Source organism: Lolliginicoccus suaedae, assembly GCF_008312885.1.
Classification (GTDB): Bacteria; Actinomycetota; Actinomycetes; order Mycobacteriales; family Mycobacteriaceae; genus Lolliginicoccus; species Lolliginicoccus suaedae.
In genome coordinates this window covers 390,265-409,225 of the sequence record NZ_VSSO01000002.1, presented here as the reverse complement: position 1 = coordinate 409,225, position 18,961 = coordinate 390,265, and the positions used below count along the sequence as shown (strand labels likewise).

General features: G+C 68.5%; 18 protein-coding genes. 7 read left to right on the top strand and 11 right to left on the bottom strand.

Features of this window, described 5'->3' with window-relative positions; translation table 11 throughout:
* Positions 1 to 7: 7 nt before the first annotated feature.
* The gene (locus FXO18_RS07570) at positions 8 to 244 is read right to left on the bottom strand and encodes an SHOCT domain-containing protein (protein WP_149360466.1); all 237 of its coding nucleotides are present in this window, start codon (positions 242 to 244) and stop codon (positions 8 to 10) included.
* Positions 245 to 348: 104 nt separating this feature from the next.
* Between FXO18_RS07570 and FXO18_RS07565 the strand changes: the two genes are divergently transcribed.
* Positions 349 to 2,271, top strand: a complete 1,923-nt coding sequence (locus FXO18_RS07565) for an acyl-CoA dehydrogenase family protein (protein ID WP_149360465.1) — start codon at positions 349 to 351, stop codon at positions 2,269 to 2,271.
* A gap of 261 nt (positions 2,272 to 2,532) precedes the next feature.
* Here the strand turns inward: FXO18_RS07565 and rlmB are convergent, their stop codons facing one another.
* From rlmB to FXO18_RS07540, 5 genes are all read right to left on the bottom strand, one after another.
* Positions 2,533 to 3,501: a 23S rRNA (guanosine(2251)-2'-O)-methyltransferase RlmB gene (gene rlmB, locus FXO18_RS07560; protein ID WP_149360464.1), complete on the bottom strand. Its 969-nt coding sequence runs from the start codon at positions 3,499 to 3,501 to the stop codon at positions 2,533 to 2,535.
* Positions 3,502 to 3,542: 41 nt separating this feature from the next.
* A complete protein-coding gene (gene cysS / locus FXO18_RS07555) occupies positions 3,543 to 4,946 on the bottom strand; it encodes a cysteine--tRNA ligase (RefSeq protein WP_149360463.1) in 1,404 nt (467 codons plus the stop codon).
* Between the two features lie 61 nt (positions 4,947 to 5,007).
* Positions 5,008 to 5,475, bottom strand: coding sequence for a 2-C-methyl-D-erythritol 2,4-cyclodiphosphate synthase (ispF, locus tag FXO18_RS07550; RefSeq protein WP_149360797.1), 468 nt, complete (start codon positions 5,473 to 5,475; stop codon positions 5,008 to 5,010).
* Between the two features lie 29 nt (positions 5,476 to 5,504).
* Positions 5,505 to 6,200 carry a 2-C-methyl-D-erythritol 4-phosphate cytidylyltransferase gene (gene ispD / locus FXO18_RS07545; RefSeq protein WP_149360462.1) on the bottom strand — a complete coding sequence of 232 codons (696 nt, stop codon included), beginning with the start codon at positions 6,198 to 6,200 and terminating at the stop codon, positions 5,505 to 5,507.
* A 49-nt stretch (positions 6,201 to 6,249) separates the two neighbouring features.
* Positions 6,250 to 6,735 (bottom strand): CarD family transcriptional regulator, encoded by a 486-nt coding sequence (locus FXO18_RS07540; RefSeq protein WP_149360461.1) that lies wholly within the window; start codon positions 6,733 to 6,735, stop codon positions 6,250 to 6,252.
* 340 nt (positions 6,736 to 7,075) lie between these two features.
* Between FXO18_RS07540 and FXO18_RS07535 the strand changes: the two genes are divergently transcribed.
* The 3 genes from FXO18_RS07535 (at position 7,076) to disA (ending at position 10,376) form a co-directional block, all read left to right on the top strand.
* The gene (locus FXO18_RS07535; protein ID WP_149360460.1) at positions 7,076 to 7,690 is read left to right on the top strand and encodes a hypothetical protein; all 615 of its coding nucleotides are present in this window, start codon (positions 7,076 to 7,078) and stop codon (positions 7,688 to 7,690) included.
* A 105-nt stretch (positions 7,691 to 7,795) separates the two neighbouring features.
* A complete protein-coding gene (gene radA, locus FXO18_RS07530) occupies positions 7,796 to 9,193 on the top strand; it encodes a DNA repair protein RadA (RefSeq protein ID WP_149360459.1) in 1,398 nt (465 codons plus the stop codon).
* Between the two features lie 103 nt (positions 9,194 to 9,296).
* Positions 9,297 to 10,376 carry a DNA integrity scanning diadenylate cyclase DisA gene (disA, locus tag FXO18_RS07525; RefSeq protein ID WP_149360458.1) on the top strand — a complete coding sequence of 360 codons (1,080 nt, stop codon included), beginning with the start codon at positions 9,297 to 9,299 and terminating at the stop codon, positions 10,374 to 10,376.
* On the opposite strand, the gene FXO18_RS07520 is transcribed toward disA, so the two are convergent.
* Together FXO18_RS07520 and FXO18_RS07515 are read right to left on the bottom strand one after the other, a co-directional pair.
* A complete protein-coding gene (locus FXO18_RS07520) occupies positions 10,373 to 11,197 on the bottom strand; it encodes a DUF4232 domain-containing protein (RefSeq protein WP_187774243.1) in 825 nt (274 codons plus the stop codon). The genes disA and FXO18_RS07520 overlap by 4 nt on opposite strands.
* A 105-nt stretch (positions 11,198 to 11,302) precedes the next feature.
* Complete coding sequence (locus tag FXO18_RS07515) at positions 11,303 to 11,947, bottom strand: carbonic anhydrase (protein ID WP_149360456.1); 645 nt, start codon at positions 11,945 to 11,947, stop codon at positions 11,303 to 11,305.
* A 124-nt stretch (positions 11,948 to 12,071) separates the two neighbouring features.
* Between FXO18_RS07515 and FXO18_RS07510 the strand changes: the two genes are divergently transcribed.
* Complete coding sequence (locus FXO18_RS07510) at positions 12,072 to 12,971, top strand: HhH-GPD family protein (RefSeq protein ID WP_235900526.1); 900 nt, start codon at positions 12,072 to 12,074, stop codon at positions 12,969 to 12,971.
* A 164-nt stretch (positions 12,972 to 13,135) separates the two neighbouring features.
* Here FXO18_RS07510 and FXO18_RS07505 read toward each other — a convergent pair whose 3' ends face one another.
* A complete protein-coding gene (locus FXO18_RS07505; protein WP_149360455.1) occupies positions 13,136 to 13,960 on the bottom strand; it encodes an alpha/beta fold hydrolase in 825 nt (274 codons plus the stop codon).
* A 32-nt stretch (positions 13,961 to 13,992) separates the two neighbouring features.
* Between FXO18_RS07505 and mhuD the strand changes: the two genes are divergently transcribed.
* Complete coding sequence (gene mhuD / locus FXO18_RS07500; protein WP_149360454.1) at positions 13,993 to 14,313, top strand: mycobilin-forming heme oxygenase MhuD; 321 nt, start codon at positions 13,993 to 13,995, stop codon at positions 14,311 to 14,313.
* Between the two features lie 174 nt (positions 14,314 to 14,487).
* On the opposite strand, the gene FXO18_RS07495 is transcribed toward mhuD, so the two are convergent.
* Positions 14,488 to 14,925 carry an OsmC family peroxiredoxin gene (locus FXO18_RS07495; protein ID WP_149360453.1) on the bottom strand — a complete coding sequence of 146 codons (438 nt, stop codon included), beginning with the start codon at positions 14,923 to 14,925 and terminating at the stop codon, positions 14,488 to 14,490.
* Positions 14,926 to 15,035: 110 nt separating this feature from the next.
* Here FXO18_RS07495 and FXO18_RS07490 point away from each other — a divergent pair, with 110 nt between their 5' ends.
* Positions 15,036 to 15,959, top strand: a complete 924-nt coding sequence (locus FXO18_RS07490) for a DUF5995 family protein (protein ID WP_235900524.1) — start codon at positions 15,036 to 15,038, stop codon at positions 15,957 to 15,959.
* 90 nt (positions 15,960 to 16,049) lie between these two features.
* Here the strand turns inward: FXO18_RS07490 and FXO18_RS07485 are convergent, their stop codons facing one another.
* Entirely contained in the window at positions 16,050 to 18,599 is a 2,550-nt protein-coding gene (locus tag FXO18_RS07485; RefSeq protein WP_149360452.1) for an ATP-dependent Clp protease ATP-binding subunit, read from the bottom strand.
* Positions 18,600 to 18,961 lie beyond the last annotated feature (362 nt).

The following is an 18,961-nucleotide window of genomic DNA, read 5'->3' as shown; positions in this document are numbered from 1 at the left end:
ACGGCGGCTAGGGCTGGTCCTGCTCGTCGTCCATGCGCAGGATCGCGAGCTTCTCGATGTATTCGACCTCGGTGAGCTCCCCCGCCGCGAACCGGCGCCGCACCTCTTCCTCCGCGGCGCTGCGCCTGCGCGGCAATTCCGGGCGGGAGTCCCCGGGCGCTGGTACCGCGCTGAGCCGCATGATCGTCGCTACGGCGAGGACGAGCAACGTGATCGCCACGACCGCCAGGAGCACCATCATCATGCCTCCCATGATGGCACCAGCGACGCAGGGCCGCATGGACACGTTCCTGAGCGGGCCCTGAGAACACCCTGCCAACCCTCGCGAGTGCGGTTATCGTCGAAGTCATGACCAGCACTGGGCAATACCTTCGCGACGCACTCGACGGCCCCTGGAAAGAGATCCGGGATCAGTGCCGCGAGTATCTCGCCGCCGACATCTTCACCACCGACCCGGCGCTCGACACGAAGGCCGCCCGCGCGCGTGCACTCGAGCAGATGCGGGCCCTCGTCGAGACCGGCTACCCCGAGAGCGGCTTCGCGCGCGAGAACGGCGGCACGGGCGATGCCGGTGCCGCGGTCGCGGGCTTCGAGATGCTCGCCTACGCGGACCTCTCCCTCACCGTGAAGGCCGGGGTGCAGTGGGGCCTTTTCGGTGGCGCGGTGGAGAACCTCGGCACCAAGCGCCATCACGACAAGTACATCCGTCCGCTGATCAAGCTTGATCTGCTCGGTTGCTTCGCGATGACGGAGTCCGGGCATGGCAGCGACGTCCAGCAGCTCGAGACGACCGCCACCTATGATCCGGACACCCAGGAATTCGTGATAAACTCGCCCACCCCGTCGTCCCGCAAGGACTACATCGGCGGCGCGGCCGAGCATGCCACCATGGCGGCGGTGTTCGCGCAGCTGATCACCGAGGGCGAATCGCATGGCGTGCATTGCTTCGTCGTGCCCATCCGTGACGAGAACGGCGGCGATCTGCCCGGCGTCACCACCTCCGACTGCGGCCACAAGGGCGGCCTGCCCGGCGTGGACAACGGCCGGATCATGTTCGACAACGTGCGGATCCCGCGCGAGAACCTCCTCAACCGGTACGCCGATGTCGAGGAGGACGGCACCTACCGCTCCGAGATCGACAACGACAGCCGCCGCTTCTTCACCACCCTCGGCACGCTCGTGCGCGGTCGCGTCAGCGTCGGTGGCGGCGCAGCGGCGGGCGCCCGCGTCGCGCTGAGCATCGCCACCCGCTACGCGCTCAAGCGCCGCCAGTTCCGTCCCGCCAAGGACGAGCCGGAGAACGTGCTGCTCGACTATCTCTCGCACCAGCGGCGCCTGCTGCCGCTGATCGCCAAGTCCTACGCGCTCGCGTTCGCGCAGAACGACCTCGTGCGCAAGATGCACCTCATCCAGACCGGCCAGAACACCGACCCGGAGGCGCAGCGCGCGCTCGAGAAGCGGGCCGCGGGCCTGAAGGTGGCGCAGACCTGGCACGCGACCCGCGCCATCCAGGAGTCGCGCGAGGCCTGCGGCGGGGCCGGCTACCTCTCGGAGAACCGGATCGTCACCCTCAAGGCTGACACCGATGTCTTCACCACCTTCGAGGGCGACAACACCGTCCTGACCCAGCTCGTGGCGAAGGAGCTGCTCACCGCCTACGCCGATGAGGTGCGCGACTACGATGCCACCGATTGGGTGCGCTTCGCCGCGACCATGGCCGGTGACGTGGTGCGGGAGCGCTCCGGCGTGCGGCAGATGATCCAGACGCTGTTCGACCGCAGCGATGAGTCCGTCGAGGAGGGCGACCTCTCCCGGCGGGCATCGCAGCTGCAGCTCTTCGCCGACCGGGAGGACTACCTCGTGCGCACCGCCGCGCAACGACTGCGCAATGGCGCGAAGAACGGCGACGCGTTCAAGGCGTTCAACAATGCCCAGGACCACATCCTCAAGGCCGGGGCCGCGCACATCGATCGGCTCATCCTCGAGGAGTTCATCGACGGCATCGAGCTGATCAAGGACGACGAGGCCCGCAAGATCGCCGAGACCCTCTGCGACTTGTACGTCTTCACCGAGATCGAGGCGGATCGCGACTGGTTCATCATGCACCGCTTCATGTCGGTGGAGCGCGCCAAGGCCGTCCGGCGCGGGGTCAACGAGCTGTGCGAGTCCCTGCGCCCGCACGCGCTCACCCTCGTCGAGGGGCTCGGCGTTCCCGAGAACATGCTGCGCGCGTCCATGCTCAATGATGCGAGCGTGTACGAGCGCGAATAATCTCCATGCTGAAACGGAGGGCCCCGGCGGGACTAGCGCCGGGGCCCTCTCCTTGCGTGAGCCAGGTATTCGCAAAGCTGCTGGTGAATGTCACGCGGCACGCCGCGGCACACACTGCCGGATGTTGACAACAACCAGCAGATCTTCTGCGCGGCATCTGCCCGCTGCCAGACTCGCTGGGCCCGCCACTGGTATCCCAGCAGCCAGTCCGACTCGCCCCGCGCGGCCAAGCCCAGCGCGGCTACTCCCCTATATGGCCACTCAGAGCCGACGACGCTGCCGGGCGATATCGGCCAGCACGACGCCTGCCGCCACCGAGGCGTTGAGCGACTCGACGACGCCGGCCATCGGGACGCTGACGATCACATCGCAGGTCTCGCGGACCAGCCGGGACAGGCCCTTGCCCTCGGAACCAACAACGATCACCAGCGGCACATCAACGCTGGTGAACTCATCGAGCGGGACCGCGCCCTCGGTGTCGAGGCCCACCACGAAGTAGCCGTTCTCCTGGAAATGCTTGAGCGTCCGGGTGAGGTTGGTCGCGCGCGCCACGGGGATGCGGGCGGCTGCCCCGGCGCTGGTGCGCCAGGCCACGGCAGTGACGCTCGCCGAGCGCCGCTCCGGGATGAGCACGCCGTTGCCGCCGAATGCCGCGGTCGAGCGGATGACAGCGCCGAGGTTGCGTGGATCGGTGATGTTGTCGAGCACCACGACGAGCCCTGGATCGGCGGATTCGTGGGCGGCACGCATCAGATCGTCGGCATGCATGTACTCATACGGCGGCACCTGCAGGGCGATGCCCTGGTGCATGCCGTTGGTGGTCATCCGATCGAGGTCCGTCTTGGGCACCTCGAGCAGCGGGATCCCCTTGTTGGCCACGTATTGCACGGCCTCGGTGACACGCTCGTCCGGATCGCTCTCCACCGCGACGTACAGCGCGGTGGCGGGCACCCCGGCACGGAGGCACTCGACGACGGGGTTGCGGCCGAGCACGAGCTCGGGCCCCTCCCCGGCCTTGCGGCGCGCGGCATGGGCGCCGGCCCTGCCCTGTCGCGCCTTGGCCTGCGCGGCAGCACGGCGGGCGGCCGGATGACCGACCCTCGCCTCGGCCGGAGGCGTAGCGCCGCGGCCCTCGAGGCCCTGGCGCCGCTTGCCACCGGTGCCCTTGACCGCGCCCTTCTTGGTGCCGGCCTTGCGGACCGCGCCACGGCGGCTGGAGTTTCCTGGCATTGTGTCCCTCGTTCTCCTTCCGCGCGCGAACCGCGGAAGCGCTAGTGGTCGTTCCTCAGGGCCCACTCCGGCCCATCTGGTGTGTCTGTGATGATGATGCCGAGCGCGGCGAGCTTGTCCCGGACGGCATCGGCGGTGGCCCAGTCCCGATCAGCGCGGGCTTGCTGGCGCCGGGCGAGCTCATCGCGGACGAGCGCATCGAGCGCCGCGTGGGCGGCATCGGCACTGCCGGGCGCTGCCTGGCCCGCTCGCCATTGCGGAGCGAGCGGATCGACCCCCAGGATGGCGAGCATCGCCCGCACCTGCCCGGCCAGCTCCCGCGCCCGTTCGGGCTCGCCGCCCTCGAGAGCCGTGTTCGCGGTGCTGATGACGGTGTGGATCTCCGCGAGCGCCGCCGGCACCCCGAGGTCATCATCGAGCGCCGCGGCGAATGCCTCGGTCCACTCCCCCACGGCGATCCCGCCAGCCCGTCGCGCGACCCGGTCCAGGAACGCCTCGATCCGCCGGTAGGTCGCTGCGGCCTCCTCGACGGCATGCTCGGAGTACTCCAGCATGGACCGGTAGTGGGCGCTGCCCAGGTAGTAGCGCAGTTCCTGCGGGCGCACCCGCTCGAGCATCGCGGGGATCGACAAGGTGTTGCCCAGCGACTTCGACATCTTCTCGCCGCCGAGGGTGACCCACCCGTTGTGCAGCCAGTAGCGGGCGAAGCCACCGCCCGCGCAGCGGCTCTGCGCGATCTCATTCTCGTGGTGCGGGAAGACGAGGTCCATTCCGCCGCAGTGGATGTCGAAATCCGGGCCGAGATAGGCCGCAGCCATCGCGGAGCACTCGAGATGCCATCCGGGACGCCCCTGCCCCCACGGCGTCGGCCAGGAGGGCTCGCCGGGCTTCGCGGCCTTCCAGAGGGTGAAGTCACGCTGGTCGCGCTTGTGCCCGCCAGCGCCCTCGCCCTGGTGGACATCATCGACGCGATGCCCGGACAGCGCGCCGTACTCGGGGAAGCTGCGCACGTCGAAGTACACATCACCACCGGCGGCATATGCGTGGCCCCGCTCGATGAGCGTCTCGATGAGCTCGATCATCTGGGTGATGTGGCCTGTCGCGCGCGGCTCCACGGATGGTGGGAGCACGCCTAGCTTGTCGTAGGCCCGATCGAAGGCTCGCTCGTAGGTGGCGGCCCACTCCCACCACGGGCGGCCCGCATCGGCCGCCTTGGTGAGGATCTTGTCGTCGATGTCGGTGACGTTGCGCACGAACCGGACATCGTGCCCCTTCGCGAGGAGCCAGCGGCGGAGCACATCGAAGGCGACCCCGCTGCGAACATGACCGATGTGCGGCTCGCCCTGCACCGTCGCGCCACAGAGGTAGATGGAGACCTGGCCGTCGACGAGCGGGGCAAAGTCCCGCTGGGTGCGTGTCGCGGTGTCAAAAAGGCGCAGGGTCACAACGCATCATCGTACTTGGTGGGGCCGCGCATTCTCGAATCCCCCGAGCATGACCGGCAGATCAGTCAGCTGTCGCAATCAGGGCCGTCGCGACGGCGGCTATCCCCTCGCCACGACCGGTCAGGCCCAGCCCGTCGGTGGTGGTGGCCGAGACCGAGACGGGGGCGCCGAGTATCCCGGCCAGGACCTTCTCGGCCTCGCGGCGGCGCGGCCCGATCCGTGGCCGGTTCCCGATGACCTGCACGGCGGCATTGCTGATGGCATACCCGGACTCGGCAAGCATGTCGCGGACCTGCGCGAGCAGCGAAGCGCCGCTGACGCCGTCGAGCTCGGGGCGCCCGGTGCCGAACACTGCGCCGAGGTCACCGAGCCCTGCCGCGGAGAGCAGCGCGTCGCACAGCGCGTGCGCGGCGACATCGCCATCGGAGTGCCCGGTGCAGCCGGATTCCCCCTCGAACAGCAAGCCCGCCATCCAGCAGGGCCGGCCAGGCTCGACCGGATGGACATCGGTTCCGATTCCCACGCGCATCACGCCCCAGACTCTATCCGCTGGCGTGGTCACATGCCCGGAGCGGGCCGCGCGGCGACGAGCGCCTCGGCGAGCCGGAGATCGAGCGGCGTGGTGATCTTGAAGGCGAGCGGATCGCCGGGAACGGTCCGCACGGGCACGCCGTGCCGCTCGCAGGCCATCGCGTCATCGGTGAGGTCGGCCGCGGCGAGGGCGGCATCGTGCGCGGCCCGCAGCACCGCAACGCTGAATCCTTGAGGTGTCTGCACAGCCCGCAGCGCGCTGCGGGCTGGCGTGCTCGCCACGTAGCCGTGCTCGTCGATCATCTTGATGGTGTCGGTCACCGGGAGAACGGGGATCACCGCGTCCTCCCCCGACCAGAGGGCCTCGGCGACCCGGACGATCACGGATGCCGGAGTGAGCGCCCGAGCGGCATCGTGGACGAGCACATGCCGGGCGCCCTCGAGCGCCTCGAGGCCCGCGCGGACGGAATCCGCGCGCTCCGCTCCACCCGCAACGACGCTGGCCCGGGGGCCCGCGATCCGCTGGGCCTCGGCTAGGCGATCCGCTGGGGCGACGACGATGATGTGGTCGATCACGCCAGAGGCACGCAGCCCCTCCACCGCCCACGACAATAAGGGGCGCCCACCGAGGGCCACGAAAGCCTTCGGGAGCGCCCCACCGAGACGAGTACCCTTGCCCGCTGCGGGCACCAGGGCCACGGTCCGGGATGACGTGCTATTCACACCAGGCGATGCTACGCGCCCGGATATTGTGGATCAGGATGCCTCGGCATCACGAGGCGACAAGGACCTCATCAAGCATCGACGCAGCCTTGACGTCGTCGGTGCCTTCCGCGAGAGCGAGCTCGCCGACGAGGATCTGGCGCGCCTTGGCGAGCATCCTCTTCTCGCCGGCCGACAGGCCACGGTCCTGGTCGCGGCGCCACAGGTCACGAACGACCTCGGCGACCTTGTTCACATCCCCGGAAGCAAGCTTCTCCAGGTTGGCCTTGTAGCGGCGGGACCAGTTGGTCGGCTCCTCGGTGTGCGCTTCCCGCAGCACCTGGAAGACCCGATCGAGGCCTTCCTCGCCAACAACGTCACGAACGCCAACATACTCGGCGTTAGCGGCAGGAACCCGAACCGTCAGGTCGCCCTGGGCAACCTTCAGTACGAGGTACTCCTTCTGCTCACCCCGAATGGTTCGGGTTTCAATAGCATCGATCGTGGCTGCACCGTGATGGGGATAAACGACGGTGTCTCCGACCCTGAAATTCATATGTCCCGTACCCCTTTCGATATGACTATGCTAACACGAGCCTGCCCTAAATGGATGCCGTCCTTGCAGGTCAGCGCATTCCACACCGGGGCACCACCGCTCACCTGCGGTTCTTCGGGCTTGCAGTTGCAAACACCCCAGGCCTCGGTGGCGCGCCCAGGGGCCCGGTCCATGGCCTGCTGCGCGACCGGCTCATGCCCACGGACCAAATCGACCAGAAACCCCACCCACCGCGCGCGACCAGTCCCGGGCCAACTACTCTGCATAGTGGAAGCGTTCGCGCGGCGCACGATGCGCCCTGCATCGCTCCACGATCATCAAGAGCCCGGGAGGACCGACCGTGACTTCGTCAACAGCGCAGCAACGCGCACAAGCCGATGTGCTCACCTCGCGCACGCGCTCGCACCGTCTTGCTGCGATCACGCTCGCGCTCGGCGCGAGCGCAGCGCTCGCCCTGACCGGCTGCGGCGCCGGACAGGTCACGCAGACCGGCACCAAGGTCGCTGCGGTCACCGGCAGCGCGATCGAGATCGGTGATCTCTCGCTGCGCAACGCCCACGTCGCCTTCGATGGCGACGAGACCGTGTATCCGCTCGAATCGGCGGATACCGCGGAGCTCATCTTCACCGTGGCCAACAACAGCGCGACGCAGAGCGACACCCTCGTGAGCATCGAGTCCTTCGAGGCGCAGGTAGCCCTGCCCGAGGATGCCGAGCTCGAGATCCCCGCGGGCGGCGTGCTCGAGGTGGGCCGCTCGGCGCAGGAGCTCGCCGAGGAGGACTCGGACCGCCCGGTCATCGAAATGTCGAACATGAGCGCGGACGTGAGCCCCGGGCTGACCGTGCCGTTCACCTTCACTTTCGCCGAGGCGGGCGAGGTCACCGTGAACGTACCCATCGACGCCGGCGCTGCCTCGCACCGCACCTACGTGCCTGCCGAGCCGCTAGGGCACTGAACCACGCGCATCGCATGAGATGCATTCCGGCCTGGCACCATTCGGTGCCAGGCCGGTCCTCGTCCGGACCAGAAATGTCAGGGGCATGGACTAGCCTGCTGCATTGTGGTCCGAACCAGAACGAGCTTCCGCTGCACCTCCTGCCAGCACGTCACCTACAAGTGGGCTGGCCGCTGCCCCGAGTGCGGCGCGTGGGGCTCCATCGAGGAAGCACCCGCGCTCTCGGCGCTGCAGAAATCAGCGCTGCAACGCTCAGCCCTGCCCGAGACCCGCGTGGCCTCGACCACCGGGGGCCTCCTCCCGTCCAGCCCCGCGCAGCCCCTGAGCCAGGTGGAGGGCACCCAGGCCGTCACCCGCTCCACGGGCATCGGCGAGCTTGACCGGGTCCTCGGCGGCGGCGTGGTCTCCGGAGCGGTGATCCTGCTGGCCGGGGAGCCCGGCGTCGGCAAGTCCACGCTCCTCCTCGAGGTCGTGCGGCGCTGGGCCGATAACGATGTCGCGCTCTACGTCACGGGCGAGGAATCCGCGGGGCAGGTGCGGCTGCGCGCGGAACGCATGGGCGCCCTGCATGATCGCGTCATGATCGCTGCGGAGTCCGAGCTCGCCACGATCCTCGGGCACGTCGAGCAGGTGGGGCCGAGCCTGCTGATCGTCGATTCGGTGCAGACGATGCGAGCGGCGGACTCCGAGGGCACCACGGGCGGGGTGACGCAGGTGCGCGCGGTGACCAATGCGCTGACGGCGCTGGCGAAGTCAACAGGCATCGCGGTCCTGCTGGTCGGCCATGTCACCAAGGACGGCTCGGTCGCCGGGCCGCGATCGCTCGAGCACATCGTCGATGTGGTCCTGCAATTCGAGGGCGACAAGAACTCGACGCTGCGCATGGTGCGCGGCATCAAGAACCGGTTCGGTCCCACCGATGAGGTGGGGTGCTTCGAGATGAAGGACAGCGGCATCGCCGAGGTCTCGGACCCGTCCGGGCTCTTCCTGCACCATCATGCGCACAGCGTTCCCGGAACGGCCATCACCGTGGCGATGGACGGCAAGCGACCCTTGCTCGGCGAGGTGCAGGCCCTGGTCGCTGGCAGCGGGATCCCGTCCCCCAGGCGCGCGGTGAGCGGCCTCGACGGGGCCCGCGTAGCGATGATCCTCGCGGTGCTCGAACGGCGCTGCGGCGTGGCTCTCACCGGCTCCGAGGTATACACGGCGACGGTCGGCGGGATGCGCGTCACCGAGCCCTCCGCGGACCTCGCCATCGCGCTGGCCGTGGCGTCGGGCGCGCGGGACCGCGCCCTGCCGGAGAAGACCGTGGTGCTCGGCGAGGTCGGGCTCGCCGGGGAAGTGCGGCGGGTGCCGGGAGTGGCGCGACGGGTCCAGGAGGCGGCGCGCCTCGGCTTCACCCGTGCCATCGTTCCCGCGGATTCCGAGGCACTGCCCGAATCAGTACAGGCCCTGCGGGTCCGGGACATGGCCGAGGCGCTCGCGCTGCTGCCGCGCGACTAGCGATCCGCGCGGGGCGGCAGAGCGGCGCTTCCAGGCCTGAAGTAGCCTTCATTCAAGTTTCATTCTGGGCAAGCAGTTTCATGAACAGGCAGGGAGTCGTTCCGTGGCGCAACGAGCCCTTTCCCCCGATCTCTCCACCATCGCCCGCCTCGCGCCGGGGACAGGCCTGCGGGACGCTCTTGAGCGGATCCTTCGCGGACGCACCGGCGCGCTCATCGTGCTCGGCCACGACGAGATCGTCGAGCAGATCTGCGACGGCGGATTCAGCCTCGATGTGGAGTTCGCGGCAACCCGTCTTCGCGAGCTCGCCAAGATGGACGGAGCAGTCGTGCTCTCCGCGGACGGCACGCGCATCGTCCGGGCCAACGTGCACCTCGTTCCGGACCCGACGATCGCGAGCACCGAGACGGGAACACGGCACCGCACCGCGGAGCGCACCGCGCACCACACCGGCCATCCCGTCATCTCGGTGAGCCAATCGATGGGCATCGCGACCGTCTATACCCAGGGCCAGCGGCACGTCCTCGAGGATTCCGCGACGATCCTGTCCCGCGCGAACCAGGCCATCGCCACCCTCGAGCGCTACAAGAACCGGCTCGATTCCGCCACCCGCGCGCTCACCGTGGAGGAGCTCGATGACGTCGTCAGCCTCCGTGACGTGCTGCTCGTCATCCAGCGCTGCGAGATGGTCCGGCGCATCGCCATCGAGATCGACCGGGCCGTCATCGAGCTGGGCACGGACGGGCGCCAGGTAGCGCTCCAGCTCGTCGAGCTGCTCGGCGACAACGACCAGCTGCTGCGCGTCGTGCTGCGCGACTACCTTCCTCACCAGGGCGCACCGGCCCTCGCTGATGCCAACGAGGTCGCGGCGCAGCTCGCCGGGCTATCCGATGCGATGCTGCTCGATCTCAGTGCGCTCGCCCGCCTGCTCGGGCATGACACTCCCGCTGATTCCCACGAGATGACGGTGTCTCCGCGTGGCTATCGCTTCCTCGCGCAGCTCCCGAAAGTGCCGATCTCCCAGATCGAGCAGCTCGTCGAGGCCTTCGGTTCTCTGCAGGCATTGCTCGCCGCGCGGCCCGAGAAGCTCCACACGGTGGAGGGGATCAGTTCCTACCGTGCCCGGATGATCGCCGATGAGCTATCGAGGCTCGCTAGCTCCACTCTCGAGGATCGCTTCTAGCCCGCGGGCGGCGATGGCGGCAGCGGGCTCGGCAACGCTGCCTCCGGCTCGGGCTCGGGAACCGATGGGTCGATGACAGAGAACTGGACCGGCTCGGATTCCACCGCACCGACCTGCGCCATCACGCGGTACTCGCCCGGCGCCACAGGGTTGCGCGATCCCGAGCAGCCGGGTGCCGAGGACGTGCCGGACCAGGTGATCGCGAACGCGACCTGGTCCCCGGGGGCGAGGGTCCACACATCGCGGCCCGTGCTGGGCGCGCAGTCCGTGTTCACCCAGGTGCGGCGATCGCCCTCGACCGTGCGGACCGTCACCTGCTGCACCGCGGGACCGAGATCGCGCGCGCAGGTCGTATCGCCGATGTTGGTGACGACGATGCCGAACCGGGGCTGATCGCCCACGAGGTACTCGGCGCGATCGATCGTGGCGCGAACCGTGATCGATTCATCCTTGCACGGGCCCTCCGCGACCTTGGGCTCATCCTCGAGGTCATCGGATCCCTCGGAGCTTCCGTCAGGATCCTCCGAGGGGGTCTCCTCGACGAGTTCCTCGGGCTCTTTGCCATCCTGCGAATCGCCTGGCTCCGCCGCCTGCTCGTCCGTGTCATCCTGCTCGGACGTGCTGGTGCTCGCCGCAGCCGAGGGGGATGGCTCGTCCCCGCCGCGGAACAACGCGAGGACACCGAGGATGATCCCCACGATCAACGCAAGGACGAGGAGCAGCACGACAGCAGCCGCCACGATGCGGCGCCGGCGATACACCTCGGGCGGGTGCGGGAGCCGACGCGGACGTCGCGGGCGTGGGTAGCGAGGGTCGTGCACGGGACTTACGGTATTCCCGATCGTTACCGGGCAGCCTGATCACGGCGGGCGTGTCGGCTGTGAGTTTCGCCCCAGGGCTCCCCTCGGGCAGCTCCCTGCGCCTCGCTAGCGATCCGACATGTCGTCGATGTCCTGGTCGCCGACATCGCCGATGACGCTGCGCAGCCGGGCCTCGCCCTCCGCGAGCTTGTAGGTGACACCAACGATGGCGCACCGGCCAGCATCGACCGCCTCGGCGACCACGCGGGACCGGGCGAGCAGCAGCGTCGAGGTCTCCTGCACGTGCTGCGCCTCGAACTCGTCGATCGCGGTCAGCCCGCGCTGCCTCGCACGGAGCAGCGAGGGGGTGACGCGCTCGACCACATCGCGCACGAACCCCGCGGGCACGTCCCCGCCCTCGAGGGCGTTGACGGCGGCCGCGACGGCTCCGCAGCTATCGTGGCCAAGCACGACGACGAGGGGAACGTTGAGGACCCCGACGCCGTACTCGATGGATCCGAGCACGGCGGAGTCCATCACATGGCCGGCGGTGCGGACGACGAACATCTGGCCGAGTCCCTGGTCAAAGATGATCTCGGCGGCCACGCGGGAGTCCGAGCAGCCGAACAGGACCGCAGTGGGGTGCTGCGCGGCTACAAGCTTGGCACGATCATCGATACCCTGGCTTGGGTGCAGGGGCGACCCGCTGACGAAGCGCTGGTTCCCCTCCTTGAGGGACTTCCAGGCGGAAATCGGATTGGAGGATGGCATGGGTCCATTCTGCACTGTTTGCCGACCGGCTTGGCGCGCCGCACCGGTACCACCGCGACGCGCAGTCCCGGAAATGCTTATTGACATGCGGAGATGTCCGCTTCCGTAAGGGTGTGAAGTATTGGTGAAATCGAGCAGGGCCGAGCAATGGCGCGGCGCTGAGGAACTCGTAACATGGTTCCGAGAAGAGGCCCGCGATCTGCCGTGGCGCCGCCCCGGAGTCTCGGCCTGGCACATCCTCATCAGCGAGATCATGCTGCAGCAGACGCCCGTGGCCCGTGTCGAGCCGATCTGGCACGAGTGGGTACGACGCTGGCCACGGCCCTCCGACCTCGCTGCGGAATCCCCCGCCGAGATCGTGCGCGCCTGGGGCAAGCTCGGCTACCCCCGCCGCGCGCTCCGTCTGCACGAGTGTGCTGGCATCCTCGCCCGGGACCACGGGGACGTCGTGCCCGACGATGTCGAGCAACTGCTCGCGCTGCCCGGGATCGGCACCTATACCGCCCGCGCCATCGCCTGCTTCGCCTACGGCCAGACCGTGCCGGTGGTGGATACCAACGTGCGGCGCGTGATCGCCCGCGCCGTGCACGGGAACGCCGAGCCGGGGAACCCGTCAGCGACCCGCGACCTGCGAGAGGCCACCGCGATCACCCCGAGCCGGGATGGCGCCGTGTTCGCGGCCGCCCTGATGGAGCTCGGCGCGGTGATCTGCACCGCCCGCAAGCCCGATTGCCCGCGCTGCCCGCTCCCCCGCTGCGCCTGGGTGGAGGCAGGCCGTCCCGCCCCGACCGGCCCCAAGCGAGCTGGCCAGGGCTATGCCGGAACCGATAGACAGGTCCGGGGCCGCATCCTCGATGTGCTGCGCGGCGAGACCGGCCCAGTGGAACGCTCGAGGATCGACAGCGCATGGCTGCTCGATGGGGTCCAGCGGGACCGCGCGCTCGGCTCGTTGCTCTCCGACGGGCTAGTGGAGCAGACCGTCGACGGGCGTTTCGCCCTGGCCGGGGAGGGTGGCGAGGGCTAGCGCTGGCGTTGCTGGGTGGTGGCGGCTTGGAAGGTCGCGGGGCTGAACGGCTGCGGGGCCGAAAGCACCGGAAACCGCCAAACGCGATAGAAGCTCGGCGGGATTCTCCGCCACTTCTATCGCGTTTACTGCCCACCAGCCCAGGCGGCCCCCAGCGGGAAGCCCTAGCCAGGCCGGGATGCGCCGCGGCTGCCAGCGGGCAGGGCCGAGAGGAATGCCTCCACCGCTCCGCGATACTCCTCCGGCGCCTCGTCATGGATGAGGTGGCCCGCGCCGGGCACCTTCAGATAGTCGGTCCAGGACGCTCGCTGGACGCTCGCCATGTCGTTCATCTGCCCCGGGATGGTGAGGGTGTGCTCGCCCTCGACAAGCAGCGCCGGGCAGCGCACGTCCTGCCACTGCTGCCAATAGTCGCGGGTTCCCCAATGGTTGGCGATCGCGCGCCACGTATCGATGCGGCCGTGCAGGCGCCAGCCGGCGGCGGTGCGGTCGAACGAGTCTAGGAAATAGCGACCCGCCACGGGCCCGAACATGCCGAGCACCTCGTTCTCGTCGGTGAACTCGGCGGGCCAGGAGGCGAACCATGCGTCCCACGGCTGGGTGGTGCGGCCGCGGTAGTCCGGGCACATGTCCTCGACCACGATGGCTCGGACCTTCTCTGGGTGGGCGGCGGCGGTGCACCAGGCGTGCAGCCCGCCCATGGAATGGCCGATGAGGATCGCGGGCTCCTGCCATCCGGCGAGGGTGGTGGCGATGTCGTCGACGAAGGCCTCGGTCGTGATCGCGTCACCCTGCGCTGCGGTGCCCCCACCGCTGGCCCCGCGGTGGTCATTCGCGGCTGCCATGCCGCGGTGGTGCGGAGCGTCGTAGGTGTGCACGCGGCCGTAGCGACGCAGCCACGGCACGCATGGCTGCCAGGTTCGGCCTCTCCCCATCAATCCATGGAGGAGGAGAATCGGGCCACCGTCGCCACCGTGATCGACCAACACGCGGAATGACTCTACGCGAGTACGATCACGGCATGCCTGTAGTCAAGATCAATGCCATTGATGTACCCGAGGGCGCTGGAGCCGAGCTCGAGAAGCGCTTCGCGGCGCGCGCGGGGACCGTGGAGGACTCCCCCGGATTCCTCGGGTTCCAGCTGCTGCGGCCCGTGAAGGGCGAATCGCGCTACTTCGTGGTCACGCAGTGGGAGTCGGATGAGGCGTTCGACGCCTGGGCTGCCGGGCCCGCCCGCGCCGCGCACGCTGGCGGCGAGGGCAAGCGCCCCGTGGCATCGGGGGCATCGCTGCTCGAGTTCGAAGTCGTTCTCGACGTGCCAGCCAAGTCGAACGAGGCCTAGCCACGCACCAGGAATCGTCGGGGCCACAGCAACCGCACCGCGCGGGAGCAGCAACGCGACGACGGAAGAAGCACTGGCTACTGCCAAACGCGATAGAAGCCATCCTGGAATTTCCGCGGCTTCTATCGCGTTTGCAGCGACGGCTCACTACCAGGCGCGCCAGTGAAGGGCGCGTCAGTGCAGCTTTGCCTCGAGGCTGATCTCGACGCCGGCGAGGGCCTTGCTCACGGGGCAGCCTTCCTTTGCCGCGTTGGCAGCTTCCTGGAACGCCGCCGCGTCGATGCCCTCGACCTCTCCACGGACGGTGATCTTGCTGGTGGTGATGCGGAATCCACCGGCAGGGTCAGGCCCGAGCGTGACATCCGCGCGCACCTCGAGGTTCTGGGGCGTTCCACCGGCCTCGGCGATCTGCCCCGACAAGGCCATCGCGTAGCAGGATGAGTGCGCGGCCGCGATCAGCTCCTCAGGGCTGGTGGTCCCATCGGCCTCGTCCGCTGCCCGCTTGGGGAACGAGACGTCGTACCGGCCGATGCCCGAGCTGGTGAGCTCCACGGTGCCGCCACCCTCCTGGAGGGTGCCGTTCCATGCGGTGCGTGCCGAACGAGTTGGCATTGTCGTCCTTTCGGTTGATGATGGGCCCCAGTCTTCCGGGCCTTGCCCCAGTCTTCCCCAATGCGTCCTGGCTGCAAGCATTTCCAGGGGTGTCTTCTAGACTTCGTGACGTGAATCCTGCGCCCCGCTCGCTCGCTGCCCTCGCCATCGCCGGTTCGCTCCTCGCGGGCGCTGCCCCTGCCCTGGCGCAGGCCCCAGCCATCGGCACCCTCCCCTCCGCCTCAGTAGGCACAGTCACGCCCCAAGGAGCCGGGCCGTGCGTCTCCCCAACGAATGACACGGTGCTCGCGGAGCTCGCTGATCCTGCGGCCATCGCGGGCGATTCCCCGCTGGAGCGACTGGAGGACGCGGCGGCACGGCACTCCCGCATCGCGGCGGTGCTCGAGTCGCAGGGCGATCGCCGGGGACTGTTCTCGGTGGGCCTCGACGCCGTCGAGCAGGGCGCGGTGCTTCCGATGCAGCGTGACGGGCAGTTCGTCGATCCGGAGTGGGCGAACGAACTGAGCCTGGACCTGTTGGTGCGGTATCTCGGGAACCTTCATGCGCGGGTCACCGGTGGCGTGGTGGAGCCGCAGTGGGCGCGCTTCTTCGATCTGGCGGAGGATTGCTCCGTGTCCCCGGCGCGGGCCGCGATGGCGGGCTACAACGCGCACTTGACGGTGGATCTCGCGCGGTCCGTAGCGGCGGCGGGCACCCGCGATGCACATGTGCCGGATTTCTTCCGCATCGTGGATGCGATCGCGCTGCGCGGTGACCTCATCATCGATCGCACTCGCTCGGCGTACGGTGCCGATCTGGGGCCGTTGTGGCGCGGCTACGTGGTGGGCCCGGCACTCGATTCGATCGTGGGCGAGGGCGTGGGCACGACGGCGCTGCTGAGGTTCGCTGACGTGGGCTACAACTCGCTGACGCTGGCACATGGTCTCGCGCTGCAGGAGCCGATGCTGGCCGCGGATGCGGAGCTGCGGATCACGGGCCTGTGGCAGGTCGCCGACGATGTGCTGGCGGGCCTGAGCGTGGTGGGCGGGCTGTAGGCCGCCTCGCTTGCCTGCACCCCTCGCGCAGGCCTACGGACATGACTAGGGCGGGGCACCCGGAAGGTGCCCCGCCCTTGTTCGTGCTTGCTACTCCGAGTCGTCGCTGGAGGTCTCGCTAGTGCTGGCCAGCGCCTCCGCGGGCTCCTCGCTATCCTCCGCGGTGACGGTCTGCTTGCCGGTGAAGGTGAAGGTGGCGTTCTCGCCGACTCCCGTGCCATCCCAGCCGTCGACATCCACGACGATCGTCTGGCCGGACTCGATCTCCCCGAAGAGGATCTTCTCGGAGAGCTGGTCCTCGATCTCGCGCTGGATGGTGCGGCGCAGCGGCCGTGCACCGAGCACGGGGTCGAACCCACGCTTGGCGAGCAGCGCCTTGGCCTGGTCGCTCATCTCGATGGCCATGCCCTTGTGACGGAGCTGGGTGGCCACGCGGTTGGTCATCAGGTCCACCATCATGATGATCTGGTCCTGCGTGAGCTGGTGGAACACGATCACGTCGTCGATGCGGTTGAGGAACTCAGGCCGGAAGTGCTTCTTCAGCTCGTCGTTGACCTTGAGCTTCATCCGCTCGTAGTTGGACGCCTCGCCCGAGCCGGACGTGAAGCCGAGGCCGACGGCCTTGGAAATGTCCGCGGTACCGAGGTTGGAGGTGAAGATCAGCACGGTGTTCTTGAAGTCGACCGTGCGTCCCTGGCCGTCGGTGAGGCGTCCGTCCTCGAGCACCTGCAGGAGGGTGTTGTAGATCTCCTGGTGCGCCTTCTCGATCTCATCGAAGAGAACAACACTGAACGGCTTGCGGCGCACCTTCTCGGTGAGCTGGCCGCCTTCCTCGTAGCCAACGTAGCCGGGAGGGGCACCGAAGAGCCGCGAGGCGGTGAAGCGGTCGTGGAACTCGCCCATGTCGATCTGGATGAGGGCATCATCGTCGCCGAACAGGAAGTTCGCGAGCGCCTTGGACAGCTCGGTCTTGCCGACGCCGGATGGCCCGGCGAAGATGAACGAGCCCGACGGGCGACGGGGATCCTTCAGGCCCGCGCGGGTGCGGCGGATCGCCTTGGAGACGGCGTTGACCGCATCCTCCTGGCCGATGATGCGCTTGTGGAGCTCGTCCTCCATGCGCAGCAGCCGGGAGGTCTCCTCCTCGGTGAGCTTGAAGACGGGGATGCCGGTCCAGTTGGACAGCACCTCGGCGATCTGCTCCTCATCGACGGTGGCGACCACGTCGAGGTCGCCGGAGCGCCACTGCTTCTCGCGCTCGGCGCGCTGCGCGACGAGCTGCTTCTCCTTGTCACGCAGGCTCGCGGCCTTCTCGAAGTCCTGGGCGTCGATGGCGGATTCCTTCTCGCGCCGCGCCTCGGCGATGCGCTCGTCGAACTCGCGCAGGTCTGGCGGCGCGGTCATGCGACGGATTCGCATCCGGGCACCGGCCTCATCGATCAGGTCGATGGCCTTGTCGGGGAGGAACCGATCGTTGATGTAGCGATCCGCGAGGGTCGCCGCAGCGACGAGTGCGCTGTCCGAGATCGAGACCCGGTGGTGCGCCTCGTAGCGATCGCGCAGGCCCTTGAGGATCTCGATGGTGTGCTCGACCGACGGCTCGCCGACCTGCACGGGCTGGAACCGGCGCTCGAGCGCGGCGTCCTTCTCGATGTACTTGCGGTACTCGTCGAGCGTGGTGGCACCGATGGTCTGCAGTTCGCCGCGGGCGAGCTTCGGCTTGAGGATCGAGGCCGCATCGATCGCGCCCTCGGCAGCTCCCGCGCCGACGAGGGTGTGCAGCTCGTCGATGAACAGGATGATGTCGCCGCGGGTGTTGATCTCCTTGAGCACCTTCTTCAGGCGCTCCTCGAAGTCACCGCGGTAGCGGCTGCCCGCGACCAGGGAGCCGAGATCAAGGGTGTAGAGCTGCTTGTCCTTGAGGGTCTCCGGGACCTCGCCGTTGACGATGGACTGCGCGAGCCCCTCGACGACGGCGGTCTTGCCCACGCCCGGCTCGCCGATGAGAACAGGGTTGTTCTTGGTGCGGCGGGAGAGCACCTGCATGACCCGCTCGATCTCCTTCTGGCGACCGATCACGGGATCGAGCTTGCCCTCCATAGCGGCCTGCGTCAGGTTGCGGCCGAACTGGTCGAGCACCAGGGACGTCGAGGGGGTGCCGGCTTCTCCACGGCCCACGCCGGCTTCCGCGGGCTCCTTGCCCTGGTAGCCCGAGAGCAGCTGGATGACCTGCTGGCGAACCCGGTTGAGGTCGGCGCCGAGCTTGACGAGCACCTGCGCGGCGACTCCCTCGCCCTCGCGGATCAGCCCCAGCAGGATGTGCTCGGTGCCGATGTAGTTGTGCCCGAGCTGCAACGCCTCGCGGAGGCTGAGCTCGAGCACCTTCTTGGCGCGAGGCGTGAAGGGGATGTGGCCGGACGGGGCCTGCTGGCCCTGGCCAATGATCTCCTCGACCTGGTTGCGCACGGCCTCGAGCGAGATGCCGAGCGATTCCAGGGACTTGGCGGCGACCCCCTCGCCCTCATGGATGAGGCCGAGCAGGATGTGCTCGGTGCCAATGTAATTGTGGTTGAGCATCCTGGCTTCTTCTTGCGCCAGGACGACAACGCGCCGTGCGCGATCGGTGAACCTCTCGAACATCGCTCTCCCTCACACTCCTCGTTAGGCCCGGACGCTGGCGCGCGATGGCGGGCGCCTCCGCATGCCGTCGCTGATCCCGGCATCCCGGTCCTTGCCGCGCATCACCACTCTAGTTGCTGAGAGCGAACCGCGACGTCGCACCGTGCTTATCCTTGCCGGTCGGCGCCACTGCCGTGGCGCTCGGTCGTGGGTCCGGCCATGCTGGCCAGATCCCCGGTATGACGTCTCGACCTAGGTCTTTCCACCATACGTACCAGATCAACGCTGCGGCGACCCAGATCGTTTCCCGCGTCGCTACGCCTACAGAGAACACGTGCGTGCCGCTGCGATCCCGCGCTGCCGCGACCCATGCCGCGGCATGA

Coding starts and splice junctions, on each gene's coding strand:
- FXO18_RS07515 (WP_149360456.1), bottom strand. CDS start 11,947: ATGCCATCCTCCAATCCGATTTCCGCCTGGAAGTCCCTCAAGGAGGGG.
- FXO18_RS07485 (WP_149360452.1), bottom strand. CDS start 18,599: ATGTTCGAGAGGTTCACCGATCGCGCACGGCGCGTTGTCGTCCTGGCG.
- FXO18_RS07495 (WP_149360453.1), bottom strand. CDS start 14,925: ATGCCAACTCGTTCGGCACGCACCGCATGGAACGGCACCCTCCAGGAG.
- FXO18_RS07570 (WP_149360466.1), bottom strand. CDS start 244: ATGATGATGGTGCTCCTGGCGGTCGTGGCGATCACGTTGCTCGTCCTC.
- rlmB (WP_149360464.1), bottom strand. CDS start 3,501: ATGCCAGGAAACTCCAGCCGCCGTGGCGCGGTCCGCAAGGCCGGCACC.
- mhuD (WP_149360454.1), top strand. CDS start 13,993: ATGCCTGTAGTCAAGATCAATGCCATTGATGTACCCGAGGGCGCTGGA.
- ispF (WP_149360797.1), bottom strand. CDS start 5,475: ATGCGCGTGGGAATCGGAACCGATGTCCATCCGGTCGAGCCTGGCCGG.
- FXO18_RS07565 (WP_149360465.1), top strand. CDS start 349: ATGACCAGCACTGGGCAATACCTTCGCGACGCACTCGACGGCCCCTGG.
- FXO18_RS07540 (WP_149360461.1), bottom strand. CDS start 6,735: ATGAATTTCAGGGTCGGAGACACCGTCGTTTATCCCCATCACGGTGCA.